This window comes from Flavobacterium aestivum (assembly GCF_026870175.2).
GTDB classification, from domain to species: Bacteria; Bacteroidota; Bacteroidia; order Flavobacteriales; family Flavobacteriaceae; genus Flavobacterium; species Flavobacterium aestivum.
This window is the reverse complement of sequence record NZ_CP113977.2, coordinates 1,287,501-1,307,476: the sequence shown is the minus strand read 5'-3', so window position 1 is coordinate 1,307,476 and position 19,976 is coordinate 1,287,501. Positions and strand designations below refer to the sequence as shown.

The 19,976-nt window shown below is 35.5% G+C and carries 13 protein-coding genes; 4 read left to right on the top strand and 9 right to left on the bottom strand.

Annotation, left to right across the window (positions count from 1 at the left end; translation table 11 throughout):
• Positions 1 to 62: 62 nt before the first annotated feature.
• Both OZP08_RS05680 and OZP08_RS05675 read right to left on the bottom strand, forming a co-directional pair.
• Complete coding sequence (locus OZP08_RS05680) at positions 63 to 5,729, bottom strand: alpha-2-macroglobulin family protein (RefSeq protein WP_281323196.1); 5,667 nt, start codon at positions 5,727 to 5,729, stop codon at positions 63 to 65.
• A gap of 444 nt (positions 5,730 to 6,173) precedes the next feature.
• On the bottom strand, positions 6,174 to 6,617 hold the full coding sequence (locus OZP08_RS05675; protein WP_268848699.1) for a nucleoside deaminase: 444 nt from the start codon (positions 6,615 to 6,617) through the stop codon (positions 6,174 to 6,176).
• Between the two features lie 60 nt (positions 6,618 to 6,677).
• On the opposite strand from OZP08_RS05675, the gene OZP08_RS05670 reads away from it, so the two are divergent.
• From OZP08_RS05670 to OZP08_RS05660, 3 genes are read left to right on the top strand one after another with little or no spacing between them, the layout of a single operon-like run.
• Complete coding sequence (locus OZP08_RS05670; RefSeq protein WP_281323195.1) at positions 6,678 to 7,274, top strand: hypothetical protein; 597 nt, start codon at positions 6,678 to 6,680, stop codon at positions 7,272 to 7,274.
• A gap of 39 nt (positions 7,275 to 7,313) precedes the next feature.
• Complete coding sequence (locus OZP08_RS05665) at positions 7,314 to 9,095, top strand: 1-deoxy-D-xylulose-5-phosphate synthase (protein WP_268848697.1); 1,782 nt, start codon at positions 7,314 to 7,316, stop codon at positions 9,093 to 9,095.
• Between the two features lie 41 nt (positions 9,096 to 9,136).
• Entirely contained in the window at positions 9,137 to 10,126 is a 990-nt protein-coding gene (locus OZP08_RS05660; protein WP_281323194.1) for a DUF3078 domain-containing protein, read from the top strand.
• Here the strand turns inward: OZP08_RS05660 and OZP08_RS05655 are convergent.
• The 3 genes from OZP08_RS05655 to OZP08_RS05645 all read right to left on the bottom strand — a co-directional run bounded on the left by OZP08_RS05655 (position 10,123) and on the right by OZP08_RS05645 (position 12,765).
• Positions 10,123 to 11,469, bottom strand: coding sequence for a deoxyguanosinetriphosphate triphosphohydrolase (locus tag OZP08_RS05655; RefSeq protein WP_281323193.1), 1,347 nt, complete (start codon positions 11,467 to 11,469; stop codon positions 10,123 to 10,125). The genes OZP08_RS05660 and OZP08_RS05655 overlap by 4 nt on opposite strands.
• Positions 11,470 to 11,603: 134 nt before the next feature.
• Positions 11,604 to 12,083, bottom strand: a complete 480-nt coding sequence (locus tag OZP08_RS05650; protein ID WP_281323192.1) for an RDD family protein — start codon at positions 12,081 to 12,083, stop codon at positions 11,604 to 11,606.
• Between the two features lie 220 nt (positions 12,084 to 12,303).
• A complete protein-coding gene (locus OZP08_RS05645) occupies positions 12,304 to 12,765 on the bottom strand; it encodes an Lrp/AsnC family transcriptional regulator (protein WP_268848694.1) in 462 nt (153 codons plus the stop codon).
• A gap of 156 nt (positions 12,766 to 12,921) precedes the next feature.
• Between OZP08_RS05645 and metE the strand changes: the two genes are divergently transcribed.
• Positions 12,922 to 15,240, top strand: coding sequence for a 5-methyltetrahydropteroyltriglutamate--homocysteine S-methyltransferase (metE, locus tag OZP08_RS05640; protein WP_281323191.1), 2,319 nt, complete (start codon positions 12,922 to 12,924; stop codon positions 15,238 to 15,240).
• A gap of 39 nt (positions 15,241 to 15,279) precedes the next feature.
• Here metE and OZP08_RS05635 read toward each other — a convergent pair whose 3' ends face one another.
• The 4 genes from OZP08_RS05635 to OZP08_RS05620 all read right to left on the bottom strand — a co-directional run bounded on the left by OZP08_RS05635 (position 15,280) and on the right by OZP08_RS05620 (position 19,769).
• Positions 15,280 to 15,993, bottom strand: a complete 714-nt coding sequence (locus OZP08_RS05635) for an AAA family ATPase (protein ID WP_268848693.1) — start codon at positions 15,991 to 15,993, stop codon at positions 15,280 to 15,282.
• A gap of 168 nt (positions 15,994 to 16,161) precedes the next feature.
• Entirely contained in the window at positions 16,162 to 16,911 is a 750-nt protein-coding gene (locus OZP08_RS05630; protein WP_268848692.1) for an SDR family oxidoreductase, read from the bottom strand.
• Between the two features lie 64 nt (positions 16,912 to 16,975).
• Positions 16,976 to 17,263 (bottom strand): ArsR/SmtB family transcription factor, encoded by a 288-nt coding sequence (locus tag OZP08_RS05625; protein WP_268848691.1) that lies wholly within the window; start codon positions 17,261 to 17,263, stop codon positions 16,976 to 16,978.
• Positions 17,264 to 17,390: 127 nt separating this feature from the next.
• Positions 17,391 to 19,769, bottom strand: a complete 2,379-nt coding sequence (locus OZP08_RS05620; protein ID WP_268848690.1) for a ribonucleoside-diphosphate reductase subunit alpha — start codon at positions 19,767 to 19,769, stop codon at positions 17,391 to 17,393.
• Positions 19,770 to 19,976 lie beyond the last annotated feature (207 nt).

The window sequence follows — 19,976 nt, the reverse complement described above, 5'->3', positions numbered from 1 at the left end:
AAAAGTTATTTAACTGACTTACTGAATACCTAACAGGTTTTGGAAACCTGTTAGGATACGTACTACTTCACCACTTGAACCCAAAATCCTTTGGTTCTAGCCAAAAACGTATTGTCATACATCGCTTCGCATTGCAATCCTGGTAAATAATACGTTCCCAAATATGAGGCATTCAGTAATATTCTAAAAGTTTTTACCTCTCCAGCTTTCAATCCAAAATAGAAATTGGTTCTATCATCTCGAATATCGATATAATCAGCAACATTGTTGGTTGCGTCTCCATAATCTGTGAAACGGGTATTTACAATTTCGAATCCAGACGGTAAAATCTGTGATAATGCCACATTTTCCACATGCTCATTTTTCTGGTTTCTAACAGTTACTTCAGCAACAAACTCAGTTCCTTGATTGATTTTAGATACATTAATAACTCCGCCTTTTCTATTTTTGAAAACAATAGCTGCCGAGACATTACTTTGAACTGCATTTTCTTGCCCAACAGGAAGAATTCCAGTATTTAACACCCTAACAAACAGTCTGTTCTTTCTATTGTTTTTTAAAGTCACACTATTCGATCCCGTTTTAACAACCAAACTTCTGTCAGCAATTGTTTTCATCGTTTTAACTGTCTGTGCTTTTCCGTCTTTACTAAACTGAACATCGATTCCTTTTGCTCCATTGCTTACTGAAAACTTAGTCATTGCATACAAGCAATAGGCTGTAGTTTGCGTGCTCATCCATTGGTCGCTTGACATATCTTTGGCCAATTTTATCGCCATTGCAAATGCTTTTTGCTTTTGCCCAAGCAACAACATTGTTTCCAAAGCCATTGCTCGATTCCTATCGCCAGAACCGTAATAGTAATAGTTGTAATTAGAATCTCCTTCAATTGTACTATTCAGTAATAGCGTCTGTCCTGCCGATTTTTGACCTGCCAAAACATAAGCTGCAGCCAAACGCAGTTTACTTTCGTTTGAAATACCTTTGGTTTCGCGTAATCTATTCATCGAAGATAAATCTGACACTCCCGCCAAAGCCAAAGTATACAAGCGATAAGATTGCGCCAAATCATTTCCGTAGCTCGGCTCAAATCGCCATTGTTTAGCTTCTTTTTGTTGATATGAAATCCATTTCGATTTGAAGTTGATAGGCAAAAAGTATCCTTTTTTCTCTGCTTCAATCATAAAATGCCCAGCATAGGATGTACCCCAATCATCCGCGATGGTTCCTCCTTGCCAATACGATATTCCACCGTTTGATAATTGAAAACTTCCAAGACGAGTAATTCCTGCTGTAACATTCTTTTGAATTAAATCTTTACGTGTAGCATCCAAATCGACAATATCACTCAAATACAATTGTGGAAAAACTGATGATGTGGTTTGCTCCACACAACCATGCGGATATTGGATGAGATATTGCAATCTTCCATTCAAATTAATGGTTGGCATCGATGAAATTTCCAACCTTGCCTTATTGCTTCCCGAAACACCAAATGTTTTCCATGAAATAGTTTTAGAACTGTTTGGTTCTAAAATTACATCGGTAAAGGTATTAGTCACCGGATTAGGATTGGTCATATCGATCTCTACATCATACACTGATTTCTCTTTGCCGGAAGTGGCTACAATCTGCACTTTTCCGATTCCAGTTGCTGAACCAACCGCTAGATTAAAATAAGCCATTTTTTCATCAGGCTGTGCAAATGATACTTTTTGGATGACACTACCAAGAACTTTTAATCCGTTATTGGTTTTAATTTGAACTGTAACATTTTTGATGTTTTTTTCCATTGCAAAAACTGTAACCGGAATCGTTACTTTCTCTGATGGCGAAATTTTTCTAGGCAACGAAGCCAAAACCATCAAAGGACTGCGAACAGGAGTAGCTTTCTCTGCACTTCCATAAGCACTCGTTGTTGCATCACCCGCTACAATCATTGTTTTTACAGAACCAATGTATTTAGGCAACTTTACCTGATGAATTTTGGTCTGTCCTTTTTCTAATTTAAAAGGTCCCATATAAATCACTACCGGTTTAAATCGATTGGCTTTTTTGGCTTTTCCGCCACCCAAATCCTGATCTCCTCCGATACTGAAAATCTGATTCACTTTTCCGCCATACGCTCCAATTACATCATCATAAATATCCCAGGTTTTTACGCCCAGAGCTTCACGAACATAAAAACTATCCCAAGCATTTGGCGCTTTAAAACGAGTTAAATCTAACAATCCTTCATCTACAATAGCAATGGTATATGTCATTGCTTTTCCAGACTGTTCACTCACTTTTATAGCAAATGATTGTTCCGGACGCAACACATCAGGCATCACTAATTTAGGGGTAAGAATTGTGTTTTTATCAACTACTTCAATTGGCACAATTCCATACATTCTTATTGGTAAATCATTCTTTGTTGAAGCATGCGGTTGCAATAATGTAATATTAAAATACACATTTGGTGCCATAGCAGCAGTAATCGGAATGGTTACTTTTGTTTCTCCTTTTTGGGTCTTTGCCCAAAGAGTTTGCACTACTTTCGAACCATTTTCGATAGAAATAAAAGCGCGTCCTCCTTCACTTGATGGAAATGAAATTTGCGCATTTTCACCTACAGCATACTTTTCTTTATCGGTAGAAAAAACTAACATATTTGCTGTTGAAGCATCCGTATTTTTAGTTTTTCCTGACCACATTGGCCAATCAATATTTACTGTTAATGCCGTAGCATGTCCTCCAACTTCGTCTGAAACTCGAATTAAATAACGTCCCCATTCTTCATCCGTCAGTGCAAAACGAACACTACCTTTTCCTCTAGCATCAGTGTTTATTCTAAAAGTTTTATACGAAGTCGTCGCGTCATCAGAATTATAATTCGATAAGTTATCGCTTGATGCATCCCACCACCAGCGCCACTCTACTTTATAAACTTTTACTTCCAGATCTTTGACCGCTTTTGGTCTTCCGTTCTCATCAACTGTAACTATATCAAATTGATTTACTTTACGAGTTTCCAGCATTCCGTATTTATTAGGCTCTGGTGATTTTATACCTACATAAGTACTATAAGGTGAATAAGTAGTCGCAATAACATCAGTACTAAAATCTCCTCCTTCTTCGTACACTTTGGTAATAAACGAAGCTTTTAGCATTCCTGGTGCTTCTCCTTGAATTTTAGGATCTATTGTTGCATTGGCTTTTCCGTTAGCATCTAATTTACCTGAGAAAACCGTAACTTCTTCCGTACTGAATTTTCGAACCAAATCATCAAAAACAAATTTTTCATAATTCTTGAAAGTCGTTGTTTGCTGTGAAAATTTAGCTTGCATTTCGACATTCAAATTTTTAGCCACTGCTCCGTGAAGCCAAGTCACTTCCAGATTGCTGGTATTTGGATACGAAGACGAAAGCACGGCTCTTTTGAAAGTGTTTTTAATTTTCAAACGATTCGGCTTGATGGTCTCAATCTTTATACTTTTATAAAACTTCGCTCCTCCAACGCTTACCATTGCTTCCCAGTTTCCAGTAGGCGCATCCGCTAGAGTCGGTACAGTAAAAGCATAATGATTCCACTCATTCGATTTTTGAACCGTTTGGTAAGTCACTTTACCATTAGGATCGCTCAATCTGAATTTTATTGGGTGTCCTAATGGAATTTTATTCGAAGCATCATTCAATATAAAGGACAAATACAAGTTATCTCCAGGTCGCCAAACGCCACGTTCTCCGTATATGAATCCTTTGAGTCCTTTTTGCAACGTCTCTCCAGCTACATTAAAATTACTAACTGATAACGAATTTCCGTCATCTAGTCGCACGTAAGTCGATTGGGTTCCGTATGTAACGATGGCAAAATAGGCAAATGTGTCCAACTGAAAATTAGCAATACCTTCACTGCTTGTTGTTCCTGTAGCCAATTTTTGCTGTTGAAAACTGTACAAATCTACTCTTGCATTCGCAATTGGTTCTGTAGTAATGATATTGTTTATGGCAAATAAATACGATTTATTTTCTCCTCTTTTGGCAATTACCCCAACATCCGATGCCAAAATATTTGTACCAATCCTAGCATTATAATAATATGAACTGGTACAAGGATCTTCGCTTTCTCTCCATTCATAATCGTCGTAATAGTAATCGTCGTATGAATTTCCGCTATAATTTACATCTTTTTCATCTACCTCCTCTTCTTCCTCATTATCGTTGTTAATGATAAATGAAGAGTCACATTTATATAAAGAATAGGCTCTTTTATATGAGAACTCTACTCTGTAGATAGCTCCTGGTTCCGGAGTAATAATTTTAGATAAATCCAAAGCAAATGTGTTCCACTTACTTAGATTGACTAAACTATTTTCATTAAGGTTGAGTGTTGATTTAGCAATAGGTTGCGCTACTCTTTTCAGGTTTCGTGCCCCATTCAATTCATTATCCTGCAAAAATTGAAGAATATTATTTTTGTAAATTTTATACACTTTTACATCTACAGCGCTTAGATTTACGGCTTCAAAATTGAGTTTTAAGTTACTGGAACTTGGCAAAATTGTTCCGTTTTTGATGAAACGAACATTAGGTTTTATTTCATCAAATGAAATTTTCTCTGAGTAATTCTCATTTAGCTTTTTACCATATTCGCTTTCGATTCCTTGAAATACTTCCAACAGTAATTCTCCAGTGAGCTTTTGAGAAGCTACAACGGGTTCAGGTTCGACTGCTACCGCTATTTCTTCCGGTTCTTCCACTACTGTACTATCGGAAACAACTGCTGTTGAATCTGAAACCACAACTTCAGAAACTGCCTCAGGAGCTACTTCAACCGGTTTTTCAATGGCTTTCTCATTATTAAAATAAATCTTCAACACATTTCCTTGAGCAGAAAACTTTAAATTATTGGTATTTTGAATCGCCACTAAGCCTTTAAAATCCTGCCCTTTTTCTAATGGTTCCGAAAAATTTATTGATAGCGATTGATTATCACCTTCTTCTATTTCTGTCTTAACGACTTTGAACTCATTCAATGCCGTAATTGGAAAATCAATAGTCCCTTTTTGGTCTATATCAAAATCATTTCCGTCATATTCTATCTCAAGATTACTTTTAGAATCTAATCTTTGTATACTGTCTATTCTAAATTTAAACTCTTTGCCAATTGCATTCGATTTTTCGAAAACAACATGCAAATCTTTCCCATTATGTTCGGCTTCTACTATTTTTTTAGCGGTTTCAAAATCAATATTATCTGCGGTTTTCAACACACAGTTCAAATATTGGTATTCTTTACTGTAAGATTGAACATCGAGTGTATTGACAACAAAATCCTGTTTGATGGTTTTTACTGTAAAATTGAAATTGGAAAGTTCCTTCTTCTTTTCGGCCACCTTTTGATTTAGCTTATCCAAGTGCAAAGTCACTTGATATTCCGTACCCGATTCCAGCTTTTTTTCGGGAATAAAAGCGATAGTATTATTCGAAAGTGCAATTACTTTTCCACTGACACTTGGAGAAATATCGAATAAATCATTGTCTAAAACCTGATTGACTTTCCAATTATTATCAAAAGCCAAAACCACGCGAATATCTGATTGTGCCGAGACAATTCCTCCCGTAAAACTGACTATATATTCTTTGAATAATGAAAAATCTGAATTAAAATCGGCGGCTGATTTTCTGCCACACGCTTGAAACAAAAAAAACACACAAAACACGTAAATCAATCCTTTTGTTTTCACTTTTATTATAGAGTTAATAGTTACAAATTAAAATTACACACTGAAATAGCGGTATTTCACAGCTATTGTTACAACCGTAAAATCGCTCATTATGTTGTAGTAAAAGTATAGTATTTATTTTAAGAAGAAAATCGTTGAGAACAAATTATTTTTGGAGCATAAAGATTTAGCATTTCATAAAAAGAATCGTCCCGCTATTCGTTGCAATCTTGCGTGCCGAACCCCGGCACACAAGGATTTACACTGCTATCGGGGCTAATTTAGAAGTTTAGCATTCCATAAATAGATTACTGATTTTCTTTATGTCGCGGTTGTTTTATTTTTATTTACTATAGCCCAAGGTTTCAACCTTGGGAGACGTTACGTTAAATCAATCCGTTACCCAAGGTTGAAACCTTGGGCTATAGTTGAATTTAAAAAATGATATAAAAGAAATAATTTATTTCATTTTCTCCTCTCAGCAAAAAAACGTTTCATAAGTTCCGAAGCTTCATTGGCCATAACGCCACGAACAACAACGGTTTTGGGATGCAGTTTAGTTCCCATTTTCATAAAACCACGGTGGTCATCACTGGCACCATAAACAATCTTGGTTATTTGACTCCAATATAAAGCACCAGCACACATCTGGCAAGGTTCCAGAGTAACATAGAGAGTGCAATCTTTTAGGTATTTTCCACCAAGGAAATTGGCAGCCGCTGTTATGGCTTGCATTTCGGCGTGAGCAGTGACATCATTCAATAATTCAGTCAAATTATGGGTTCTGGCTATAACAGTATTATTTACTACAACTATAGCTCCTACGGGAATTTCACCTTTTTCAAAAGCCATTTCAGCTTCCTGCAAAGCTTTTTTCATAAAGTACTCGTCCGTAAAAATGTTTTCCATAAAACAAAAATACACTTTTGAACTAATTTTTATTACTTTTAAAATTCATTAATCAATTTTATGAATACAAATCACAAAATAACCATTCCTAAACCCTGCCACGAAGATTGGGACAAAATGACTCCAAATGATAATGGCCGATTTTGTGGAAGCTGTTCCAAAAACGTAGTCGATTTTACCGATATGCTGCCTGATGAAATTCAGGCCTATTTTCAACAGCACAACAATGTTTGCGGAAGATTTAAAAATTCACAATTGGATTCCTTGACTATTCAAATTCCTAATCAAGTTTTATATTCGCAAACCCATTATCACAAAATGTTTCTATTGGCTTTGTTTATAGCAATGGGAACTACTTTGTTTAGTTGTGCCGATAAAAACGGAAACAAACAAAAAATTGACAAAATTGAAGTTATAAACGAGCCTAAAGCAGAAACTGATAAAATTATGGTTGGTGATGTAAAATACGATCCCAACGATACTTTACATAAGCTTCCTCCACCTCCACCTCCTAAAATGGTCCAAGTTAAATTTGTAAAACCACAAACAAAAACAAAAAAATGTAGTTCTAAAAAAGAAGTCATCAATGAAGGAGTTTTGATGGGTATTATTGAAATGCCACCTGAAAGAGTTGTTGACACTTTAAAACCTGAGTAATTTTAAATTTAAAACCGTAAATTCGCTTTTTAAACTATAATGAAAAGCAACTTACTCGAACATATCCATTCGCCAATAGATTTACGCTTACTTGATGAAGCGCAACTTCCTCAATTGGCTCAAGAATTACGTGATTTTATAATCAATATTGTTGCTACCAAAGAAGGACATCTTGGCGCCAGCCTTGGTGTGGTGGAACTCACGATCGCTTTGCATTATGTTTTTAACACACCCGAAGATTTATTAGTTTGGGATGTGGGACATCAAGCTTACGGACATAAAATATTGACCGAAAGAAGAACCATTTTTCATACCAATCGTCAATTGGGTGGTATTTCCGGTTTCCCTAAAAGAAGCGAAAGCATTTATGATACTTTTGGCGTTGGCCACTCCTCTACTTCTATTTCGGCAGCACTGGGAATGGCGATTGCTTCTAATTTAAAAGGCGATTTCGAAAAACAACATATAGCCGTTATTGGTGATGCTTCTATAGCCTCAGGAATGGCTTTTGAAGGTCTTAATCACGCTGGAGTTACCGATGCTAATTTATTGGTAATCCTTAATGATAATGCTATCGGGATTGACCCAAGTGTGGGTGCCCTCAAAAAATATCTCACTTCCGTAAAAGAAGGAAAAAATCCGAAACAGAATAATATGATTCGGTCATTGAATTTTGATTACTCTGGTCCTATTGATGGCAATGATATTTTTGCGGTAATCAAAGAACTGAAACGTTTGCAAAAAATAAAAGGGCCAAAGTTTTTACATATTATTACCACCAAAGGCAAAGGTCTCCAACAAGCAGAAGAAAATCAGGTAAAGTACCATGCTCCCGGTAAATTTGATGCCGCTACTGGTGAAATCATACCAAAATCTGAAGAAAATTTACCTCCGAAATACCAAGATGTTTTTGGATTAACAATATTGGATTTAGCTAAAAAGAATGAAAAGATTGTAGGTATCACACCGGCAATGCCGTCTGGCTGTTCCTTAAAATTTATGATGGATGCCTTTCCAGAGCGCGCTTTTGACGTAGGTATTGCAGAACAACATGCAGTAACTCTGTCTGCAGGAATGGCTACACAAGGAATGATTGTTTATTGCAACATTTATTCTACTTTTTTACAGCGTGCATATGACCAGGTGATTCATGACGTGGCTCTACAGAATTTACCAGTAATTTTTTGTTTAGATCGAGCGGGTTTGGTTGGCGAGGACGGAGCTACCCATCACGGTGTTTTTGATCTGGCGTATTTGCGTTGTGTACCTAACATGATAATTTATGCTCCTCTCAATGAAATTGATTTACAAAACATTTTATATACTGCCCAATTGGGTCTAAACCATCCTATCGCCATTCGCTACCCTCGTGGCCGTGGTGTTATAGTTAACTGGGAAGCTGACCATCTTGGAAAATATGAAAAAATAGAAATTGGAAAAGCAAAACTACTCAAAAGTGGATCAAAAGTAGCCATTTTATCAACCGGCACTATTGGGAACAATGTCTCTTTGGCTATAGCCAAAACTCAAAATCCAGAAAATTTCTCCCATTATGATTTTGCATTTATCAAACCATTAGACGAAAAAGAATTGTACTCTATTTTTACCAAATACGAATCTATAATTACTATTGAGGACGGAGTAATAAAAGGTGGTTTTGGAAGTGCCATTTTAGAATTTGCTGCAGCTCATAATTATAATTCCAACATAAAAACACTGGGTATTCCTGATGAATTTATAGAGCAAGGGAGCATTGATGAACTACAACGATATAGTAGAATTTCTGTTGATAGTTTAGAAATTATTTTCTCAAGTTATTGAAATTAATTATTTTGCGCTCTTAAAGATACCACCATTCTACTATGAGCTTTTTAACAAAACCCTTTGTAATTCTATTTCTATTATTTTCCGTATGTAGTTTCTCTCAAGTAAAAATAATCACAAGTAAAACTGATACTATCTCTAAAAATACTATTGCAACGGCAAAGCCAGACACTATTTCGCATTGGACGAACAAAAACAGTCTTGGTGTAGACATTGCAGAGATTGCATTTGTCAACTGGAGCGCAGGGGGAACAAGTTCTATTACCGGATTGCTAAAAGGTCACCTTAAACGAGATTATAAAGACGAATACCAAGTTTGGTCAAATGAACTTATTTTTAAGTACGGCTTAAACAAACAAGAAGGAGTTGAACTCAGAAAAACAGATGATGTATTTAGAATTAACTCTACTTACGGTTATAGAAAAGATACTTTATCGAATTGGTACCATTCAGCAAAATTCAACTTCAACACTCAATTCTCAAACGGATATAATTACCCCAATACTGAGAAACCTATATCCAAACCATTTGCTCCTGCCTACACCTTTCTAGGGGTTGGATCTGAATATATATATAAAGCTGAGAAACTAAATATATACTTATCTCCCTTAACATTAAAGAATACAATGGTTCTGGATCAAACTCTGGCCAATCAAGGAGCTTATGGTGTAACCAAAGCAACCTATGACGCTCAGGGAAATCTGATCACAAAAGGAAAAAAGTCAAAAACCGAGTTAGGTATTTTAGCAACCAGCTATTTCGAAAGAGAAATTGTCACTAACATAACAATTAAAAACCGACTGAGTTTATACACTGACTACCTCCATAATTTTGGCAATATAGATGTAGACTGGCAATTTCAAGCAGATTTCAAAGTAAACAATCACGTCAAAGCGAACATCGGACTCAATTTACTATACGATGAAGACATTGAGATCGTTGAAATTGAAAATGGTGTTTCTGTAAATAAAGGAGCCGAAATTCAATTAAAACAATCCCTGGGAATAGGTCTTGAATATAATTTTTAGTCCTTTTGTCTTCCCTGTATCATTTCATATAATTTCAACGCATTCCCATCGGTCAAAAGAGAAACATATTGACAAATATGCAACAGTCTTTGGTATAAATTTTCCTTTTCGATTTGATGTTTTTCCGGTAACATTTTTAGCATTAACGAATCGTAATTTGACATTTTGCCATCAAATTTGTTATTGAATGCTGTTATGAATTTATCTAATAATGTTTGTATAATCTGATAGCCTACAATCTCTTTCTCTATAACTTCACGGCTTTGATAGATATTCTTGACACTAATCTTGATGATATCATCCATTTGAGCTTTGTATTTGCTTTTATCGGTTAAAGCAAAAGGGAAATTACCACTCAGAATGGCTTCTTCATTTTCTACAAAGACTTTTACGGCATCATTAATCAAACTACCAATAGCCAAAGCACGCAAGTAACTGATTCGGTCTTCTTTTGTTTCTAATGTTTTATATTTTGAAGTATCTATACTGTCTTTTACTAACTTGATTAGATACTCTAACGCAAAATCTTCTGAAACCAAACCTAAATTGATTCCGTCTTCAAAATCAATAATAGTGTAACAAATATCATCTGCAGCTTCGACTAGATAGGCTAATGGATGCCTTTCATAACCAATATCTTCTCCTGTTTTATTGGCAATCATCCCCATATCTGAAGCTACTTCCTGAAAAAAAGATTTATCGGTTTGAAAAAAACCATATTTCTTATCAGCAATATTTCGGGTTGGTTTTTTAGGCAAACTTTCTTTTGGGTATTTCATAAAAGCACCAAGCGTTGCAAACGACAATCTCAAACTACCCTCTACTCCTGGTCTTGAACTATTCAAAACCGAAAATCCATTGGCATTCCCCTCAAAATCAATCAAGTCTTGCCATTCCTTATCGGTTAACTGATCTTTGTACTTTTGTCCTTTCCCGATAGAAAAATATTCGCCTATGGCTTTTTCTCCTGAGTGGCCAAAAGGAGGATTTCCTATGTCATGTGCTAAGGATGCTGCTGCAACTATGGCTCCAAAATCGTTCATCTGATAACCATGAACGTCCTGTAGGTAAGGATATTTTTCTATAATTTTTTTACCGACCAATCTACCCAATGATCGTCCCACAACCGAAACCTCAAGACTATGTGTCAATCTAGTATGTACAAAATCAGTTTTTGATAATGGTATCACTTGTGTTTTATCCTGTAAACTTCTAAAAGCAGCAGAGAATATTATACGATCATAATCGACTTCAAAACCCAAACGCGTATCGTCTTGTTCAATTCGTAAACGTTTACCTGTGTCCCCTTGTCTTTTTAGTGATAATAGTTGTTCCCAGTTCATTCTGATTTTAAATTTTAAATTGTTTATTTAGAATAGCCCCAAAGATAGAGGAAATATCGAATTTGATTATTTTATTCAAAACAAAAGCGGTCTAAATTGACCGCTTTTGATTACTATTTTATTTTTTTGCCTTTTTAAGGAAGTACTATAATCCTCTTTTTTTTCTCAAACTCGGTTTTTTTCACCACATAAGTTTGTGAAATTGTATCATGCCATCCTCCTGAGGTGCCAAACAAAAAAGAAAAAGCCTCAAAAGGGATTAATCTGCAAAGTGTACGTTTAAAAATTATTTTATAAGTAGGTTTTGACCCGTCTTTCATTATAACATAAGTCATGGTCAAAAATTTCGCAACAGATCGAGAAAAATACAGTTCTGTCAAATAATAGTAAAATACTGAAATCACGGCAAAAGAAATCCCTTTTGCTATTTTTCCCATAGATACAATCCAATTATGCAGCGCATAACTGTTGGTCACATCAGCAATTATAACAATAGTTGTCCCCACCGTAATCCAAATAACATATTGAACTGCTAAATCAATAATAAAATTCAAAAAGCGCTGAGCTCGAGATGCCAGCAAATCATCGGTAACTGTAAACTTTTTATTTTCCATACCTATTGTTTTTTAATACTATAGAAAAAAGACCAACCATTACATAACTACCTCAAATATAAGGAATTATTTTCACAATAGTTATTCCCAAAGCTTTCTATTACATTACCAAAAAATACTTTGTTCGATCAATTAGGCAACGAAAAAGTCTTTATCTGAAACAAGATTCATTGTATGTCAAAAATAAAAAAATGCTACAAGTCATGAAACCTGCCTTTGATCAAATCGCCAATGCTGTACTGTGTTTGATTTCACCCATTACAAAAACACTTTGAGTATTCCCGATATTCTCGATAGTAGAGAGTTTGTTCATCACAAAATCCTGATAGCTGGACATATCTTCAACCAAGATTTTCAGCATAAAATCATAATCTCCGGCAATATTGTAACATTCTATAATTTCCGGAAGAGCAACGATATCTTTTACAAAATTGCTTCCCACATTTCTAGCGTGCTCTTTGAGCCTAACATTGCAAAATACGGTCATTCCGAGATTGAGTTTTTTCTTGTCCAATAATGCTACATACTTCATAATATAACCATCTCGTTCGAGTCTTTTGATACGTTCGTAAACGGGTGTAACGGTGAGGAATAATTTACTAGCCAGCTCTTTTGTATTGATATTGGAGTTTTCCTGCAAGTGTTTTAAGATTTGCAAATCGATAGAGTCAATGTTTTCCATAGTTTTTTTTACTGTCAGCATTCGATTACAAAGCATTATTTCAGACAAATCACTACCAAAACAACACAATGCACTTCATTTTACTGAATTAAGCCACAAATTTAAGTTTATTTTACCAATACAATAACTTTGCTCAGTAAAAAAAACTGACAGAAAATGAAAACAAACAACTTAGGTTACCCAAGAATTGGTAGCAATAGAGAACTAAAGAAAGCCAATGAAGCCTATTGGTCCAATCAAATTTCAGCCGAAGAACTTTTGGCTACAGCAGCAACTATCAGAAAACAAAACTGGCAATTGCAAGCCGAAAAAGGTATTGATCTAATCCCATCCAATGACTTTTCGCTTTACGATCAAGTATTGGATTTTACGCTAACCGTTGGAGCAATTCCGGAGCGTTACCATGGATTTTCCAGAACAAATAACTCTCTCGATTTGTATTTTGCAATGGCGAGAGGAGCTCAAAAAGAAGACCAAGATGTTGTAGCCATGGAAATGACCAAATGGTTTGATACTAACTATCATTACATTGTACCAGAATTTACAAAAAACCAAAAGTTCGAATTGTTTTCGACCAAAATAGTTTCCGAATTTATTGAAGCCAAAAAACTAGGAATCACAACAAAACCTGTACTTATTGGACCTGTTTCTTATTTATTACTAGGAAAAGAGAAAGAAGCTGGTTTTCACAGAATTGACCTTATAGATAAATTATTACCAGTATATTTTGAAATTCTAAGCGCATTACAAGCTGAGGGAGCAGAATGGATTCAATTTGACGAACCTTTCTTGGCTTTAAACCTAACTGATAAAGAGCGTAATACCATTACCACAGTTTATAATGAAATCAATAAAAAGTTCCCAAGCATAAAAATAATCCTAGCTAATTATTTTGATTGTTTTGGAGAGAACATAAACACAGCTCTGGCCTTGCCTGTACATACCTTGCATTTGGATCTGGTACGTTGTTCGTCTCAACTGGATGATATTTTAGAATCTAATCTTTTCTCTCAAAACACTACGCTTTCTCTTGGTGTTGTTGACGGAAGAAACATTTGGAAAAATGATTTCAAAAAATCATTAGCCTTAATCAAAAAAGCAACTGATGCTATTGGACAAAATCGAGTGATGATAGCACCTTCTTGTTCACTTATTCACAGCCCTTGCGATTTAGATTTAGAAACCAATGATAACACATTGACTCCCGAAATCAAACAATGGCTTGCATTTGCCAAACAAAAAATAGAAGAAGTAGCACTTTTAAAATCTTTTGCTTCTAATGAACTAGAAACTGAAAGTTCTACTCAATTCATTGAAAACACCAAAGCCAATGAAAACCGAAAAACATCTAAATTAATACATAACACTGCTGTAAAAAACCGTGTTGCTGCTATTACTCCAAACGATTCAAAACGAGAAAACACATTTGCTACCCGAAGAAAAAAACAAATAGAGGTATTGAATCTTCCTTTGCTCCCAACAACTACTATTGGTTCGTTTCCCCAAACGACCGAAGTACGTAGTTGGCGAGCTAAGTTCAAAAAAGGAGAACTGAACCAAGAACAATACGATGGTTTGCTTCAACAAGAAACCGAAGAAACTATTCGCTTTCAAGAAGAAACTGGTATCGATGTCTTGGTTCACGGAGAATTTGAACGCAACGATATGGTAGAATATTTTGGAGAACAATTAGACGGATTTACTTTTACCAAAAACGGCTGGGTTCAAAGTTATGGTAGCCGTTGTGTAAAACCTCCTGTTATTTATGGTGATGTTTCAAGACCAAACCCTATGACTGTAAAATGGGCTGAATTTGCTCAATCTCTTACACCAAAATGGGTAAAAGGAATGCTAACCGGTCCGGTAACTATCTTACAGTGGTCATTTGTACGTAACGACCAACCAAGATCTGAAACTTGTACGCAAATTGCTTTGGCAATACGTGATGAGGTTGTCGATTTGGAAAAAGCTGGAATCAAAATCATTCAAATTGATGAACCTGCAATTCGCGAAGGATTGCCATTGCGCAAAGAAGAATGGAACGCTTATCTTGATTGGGCGATAAAAGCGTTTAGAATTTCTGCCAGTGGTGTAAAAGATGACACTCAAATTCACACCCATATGTGCTACAGCGAATTTAATGACATTATCCAAAATATTGCCGATATGGATGCCGATGTAATTACAATTGAATGTTCACGTTCTCAAATGGAGTTACTAGATGTTTTTGCTGATTTTAAATACCCTAACGAGATAGGTCCTGGCGTTTATGACATTCACTCACCTCGTGTGCCTTCACGCACAGAAATGGTACAATTGTTAGAAAAAGCTTCAGCTGTTGTCCCTATAGATCAACTTTGGGTAAATCCGGATTGTGGTTTAAAAACAAGACATTGGGCGGAAACCAAAAAAGCTTTAGTAGAAATGGTTGCTGCTGCAAAAGAAATGCGAGTTGCTGTTGAGGCTAATGTTTAGTATGAAATAATTTATATCAAAAACCCTAGTAAAAATTTACTAGGGTTTTATATTTTGCTTTTTTATCTCTGCCTGAATGATATTGTTTTTCACTTCATTGAGTAAATGATTTTTCGCTTCTGCAAAAGTAGCACCATAAATACGGGTTACTTCTTGAAACTCTAGGGGGTATTTTGTGAGTAACTTATCGTAATAATTATCCAAAACTTCTTTTGATGGAGCTGTAAATTCAAGTTTCATTTCAAAACGGCGTACCAAAGCTTCATCTATCATCTGGATTTGATTGGTAGCAGCTATTAGGACTGAACGATTGGGAAAATTATCTATCAGCTGAATAATAGAGTTCACCACTCGTTTCATCTCCGTACTGTCTTTATTATCGTAATCCCGAATTTGTCCTAACGAATCAAACTCATCAAAGAATAAAACGGAACTTTCGTATTGCACTTCTTTGAACAATCCCTCTATATTCTTTGAGGTTTCTCCCAATTTTGAGGAAACTATTCGAGAGAGATTCACAATGATTATCTTTTTATCCAGTTTTCTGGCAATTGCTTTGGCAGTCATTGTTTTGCCACAGCCAGTTTTACCGTGTAACAATATTTTATTGACAACAGGTAATTCGTACTGCTCCAAAACTTGTTTGAATTGGTATTCCTTCAAAAACTGATTAATTTGCTCTGAAACGGCGTCATTGAACACCACATCTTCAAGATGAACTATGCTTCGGTCTGTAAAATATAATAAACTCAAGGGAATTGGATTTTAAATAGTATTTCCTTTATGAAATGAATGCCGCAAATTTAGACAATTTAAATTGTGAAACGAACTGACAAAGTAAATAACTCCAAACCTTAAGCTACAAAAAAAGCCCAGCAGATTTAAAAATCTACCGGACCTATAATCATAATTTATTAGTATTTATATCGTTGCTGCTCCACCGTCTAACAACAACTCGCCTCCAACCATAAATTTAGAATCATCAGAAGCCAGATAAAGGAATCCTTCTGCCATTTCTTCTGAACTTCCTAAACGTTTTACAGGAACTGCTGATGCAAAATGCGCTTTTGCTCCGTTGATTTCTTCTTCCGAACCGCCCCCTCTTGAAAATATTGGCGTATCAATAGGTCCAGGAGAAAGTACATTCACACGAATATTTCTATTCAATAATTCCGCAGATAAAGTTCTTGCCAACGAACGAACCGCCGCTTTAGAAGCTGAATATGCTGCCGTTGTTGCAAACCCTTTGTGCGCTACTGTAGATGCTGTAATGATAATTGAAGCGCCATCATTTAGATGAGGTAAAGATTTTTGAATCGTAAAGAAAACCCCTTTGAAGTTAATATCGCTGGTTTGGTCAAACATTTCTTCAGTATAATCAGCTAAAGGCGCTGCAATAAATACACCTGCATTTACTACCAATACGTCTATTTTTCCAAAAGTATCTTTTATGGTCCCGTAAGTTGTATCAATGTTATTTATATCAGAAACATCGCTTACCAAACCAATCGAAGCATTTCCAATCTCGAAAACCGCCTCATCTATTGTCTTTTTATTACGGCCTGTTATAGCCACTTTTGCGCCTTGTTCTGCAAATAATTTTGCTGTTGCTAATCCGATTCCGCTGTTACCTCCTGTAATAACAGCCACTTTTTTGTCTAGTTTTTTCATGATTAATTAATTATTTTAAGTATTTAAATATCTAAGTATTTCGATGTTTTTGATAAAAAAAAAGCTAAAGTACTAAATTGCTGATATAGCCCGCATAAGCAGTACAAACTTCTTTATTTACTAAAAGTTTCAGATTACGACCTTCTTTTTCCGCAATTAACAAATCTGCTTCTATCAGTTGTTTTAAATGATGCGACATCGTAGATTGAGTCAAATTAAATTGAGCCAAAACATCACCGCATTGTACACAGCTATTGCTTTTGCTGATAATATCCATAATCTTCAAACGATAAGGATCGCCCAAAGCTTTTGAGATTTTTTCAACTTGTTTTATGCTTAAGCTTGTAATCATGTGGCAAAGATATACAAACATTTGATACATCGAAATGTTTCGATATATATTTTTAAAAATTTATACAAAAAAAACAGCTATCATTACGATAGCTGTTTTCATATAATTAAAATTCTAAACTCTAAAATTAACTTCCACACATTTCGCAGTCCTCAGGATCAGCTGCTTGTGCTTTAAGTAACATTGCTTTAAAATCTTCAACATCTATAGATTCAGTTACTGGAGTATTTTCTTTTTTATCGTTACTCAAAGTAAATTTGATAGCATCTACAGCTGCTTTAGTTCTCAAATAATACATACCTGTTTTCAAACCAGACTGCCAAGCATAGAAATGCATAGACGTTAGTTTTGAATAATTGGCATCTTGCATGAACAAGTTCAATGATTGTGATTGATCTACAAAATATCCTCTTTGACGAGACATATCGATAATGTCTTTCATAGACATTTCCCAAACCGTTTTGTACAATTCTTTTAAGTCTTGCGGAATCACATCAATATTTTGAACCGATCCGTTGTGACGCATAATTTCTTGCTTCAAGCTATCATTCCACAATCCTAGTTTTACTAAATCGTGTAATAAATGCTTGTTTACCACGATGAACTCTCCAGACAATACACGTCTTGTATAAATATTAGAAGTATATGGTTCGAACGCTTCATTGTTACCCAAAATTTGAGAAGTCGAAGCTGTTGGCATTGGTGCAACCAATAATGAGTTACGAACACCGTGCTCAACCACTTCTTTTCTAAGCGAAGCCCAGTCCCATCTTCCAGATAAATCTTCGTCTTTCAACCCCCACAAATTGTGTTGAAACTCTCCGTTTGACATTGGAGAGCCTTTGAAAGTAGAATAAGGTCCTTCTTCTTTTGCCATTTCCATAGATGCAGTACATGCAGCAAAATAAAGGGTTTCGAATATTTCTTGATTTAATGCCTTAGCTCCTTCACTTGTAAAAGGCAAACGCAACATAATAAAAGCATCAGCTAGACCTTGTACCCCAAGACCAATTGGTCTGTGACGAAGGTTTGAGTTCTCGGCTTCTTTTACAGGATAGTAATTTCTGTCGATTACTCTGTTCAAGTTACGAGTAACTCGTTTGGTTACATCAAATAATAATTGGTGATTGAATGCTCCATTTTCAATAAACATTGGCAAAGAAATAGAAGCTAAATTACAAACCGCTACCTCATCACTTGATGTATATTCTAAAATCTCAGTACATAAGTTCGAAGAACGAATTGTTCCCAGATTTTTTTGATTAGATTTTCTGTTTGCAGCATCTTTATACAACATGTAAGGAGTTCCAGTCTCGATTTGTGATTCTAGGATTTTCTCCCATAATTCACGCGCCTTGATGGTTTTTCTACCTTTTCCTTTGCTTTCGTAATCAGTGTACATTGCTTCGAATTCTTCTCCGTATACATCATACAATCCAGGACATTCGTTAGGACACATCAAAGTCCAAGTAGAATCTTCCTGAACACGTTTCATGAACAAATCTGATGTCCACATAGCGAAGAACAAATCTCTAGCACGCATTTCTTCTTTTCCGGTATTCTTTTTAAGATCTAAGAAATCAAAGATATCAGCATGCCATGTTTCTATATAAATAGCAAAACTTCCTTTACGTTTTCCTCCTCCTTGGTCTACATAACGAGCAGTATCATTGAATACTCTTAACATTGGTACAATTCCGTTTGAAGTACCATTTGTACCACGAATATAAGAACCTGTAGCACGAATATTATGAATAGAAAGTCCAACTCCACCTGCAGATTGCGAGATTTTGGCAGTTTGTTTTAAAGTGTCATATATTCCATCTATACTATCATCTTGCATAGCCAAAAGGAAGCAAGAAGACATTTGCGGTTTTGGAGTTCCTGCATTGAATAAAGTTGGCGTTGCATGGGTAAAGAATTTCTTGGACATTAAGTCGTATGTTTCCATCACCGATTTCAAATCATCTAGATGAATCCCCACAGCCACACGCATCAACATATGCTGAGGACGCTCAACAATTTTCCCGTTTATTTTCAATAAATACGAACGCTCAAGGGTTTTGAATCCAAAATAATCGTAGTTAAAGTCTCTATTGTAAATGATATGTGAATCTAAAAACTCAGCATTCTCCATAATCACTTTGTGCACTTCTGGAGCTAACAATGGTGATTCTTGGTTCGTTCTAGGATTAATGTAATGAAACATTTCATTCATTGTCTCAGAGAACGATTTTTTTGTATTTGAATGTAAATTTGATATTGCAATACGAGCTGCCAATTGTGCATAATCTGGATGGGCAATCGTCATTGAAGCCGCAGTTTCAGCCGCAAGATTATCCAGTTCTGATGTAGAAACCCCATCATACAAACCTTCAATAACACGCATAGCCACTTTAACTGGATCTACCAATTCGTTCAAGCCATAACATAATTTTTTTATCCTGTCTGTAATCTTATCAAACATTACAGGTTCTTTGTGGCCGTCTCTTTTTACTACATACATACTTTCTCGAATTTATTTTATTTAATGAATGCGAATTATAAATAGTAGGTATTCATAACTCTTTTTCTCATTCAATGTCAATCCATAATCTACTTCGATACTTTATTTCATCTTAATATAAAAACAAGATGAAACAAAATGCCGTCATTTATCCGGAAATCAATCCAGGCTGAATTAACTTAGTTTTCAGATTTGGGGGTACCTTAT

Coding starts and splice junctions, on each gene's coding strand:
- metE (WP_281323191.1), top strand. CDS start 12,922: ATGAAAACAAACAACTTAGGTTACCCAAGAATTGGTAGCAATAGAGAA.
- OZP08_RS05650 (WP_281323192.1), bottom strand. CDS start 12,083: ATGGAAAATAAAAAGTTTACAGTTACCGATGATTTGCTGGCATCTCGA.
- OZP08_RS05625 (WP_268848691.1), bottom strand. CDS start 17,263: ATGATTACAAGCTTAAGCATAAAACAAGTTGAAAAAATCTCAAAAGCT.
- OZP08_RS05670 (WP_281323195.1), top strand. CDS start 6,678: ATGAATACAAATCACAAAATAACCATTCCTAAACCCTGCCACGAAGAT.
- OZP08_RS05630 (WP_268848692.1), bottom strand. CDS start 16,911: ATGAAAAAACTAGACAAAAAAGTGGCTGTTATTACAGGAGGTAACAGC.
- OZP08_RS05675 (WP_268848699.1), bottom strand. CDS start 6,617: ATGGAAAACATTTTTACGGACGAGTACTTTATGAAAAAAGCTTTGCAG.
- OZP08_RS05665 (WP_268848697.1), top strand. CDS start 7,314: ATGAAAAGCAACTTACTCGAACATATCCATTCGCCAATAGATTTACGC.
- OZP08_RS05620 (WP_268848690.1), bottom strand. CDS start 19,769: ATGTATGTAGTAAAAAGAGACGGCCACAAAGAACCTGTAATGTTTGAT.
- OZP08_RS05645 (WP_268848694.1), bottom strand. CDS start 12,765: ATGGAAAACATTGACTCTATCGATTTGCAAATCTTAAAACACTTGCAG.
- OZP08_RS05655 (WP_281323193.1), bottom strand. CDS start 11,469: ATGAACTGGGAACAACTATTATCACTAAAAAGACAAGGGGACACAGGT.
- OZP08_RS05660 (WP_281323194.1), top strand. CDS start 9,137: ATGAGCTTTTTAACAAAACCCTTTGTAATTCTATTTCTATTATTTTCC.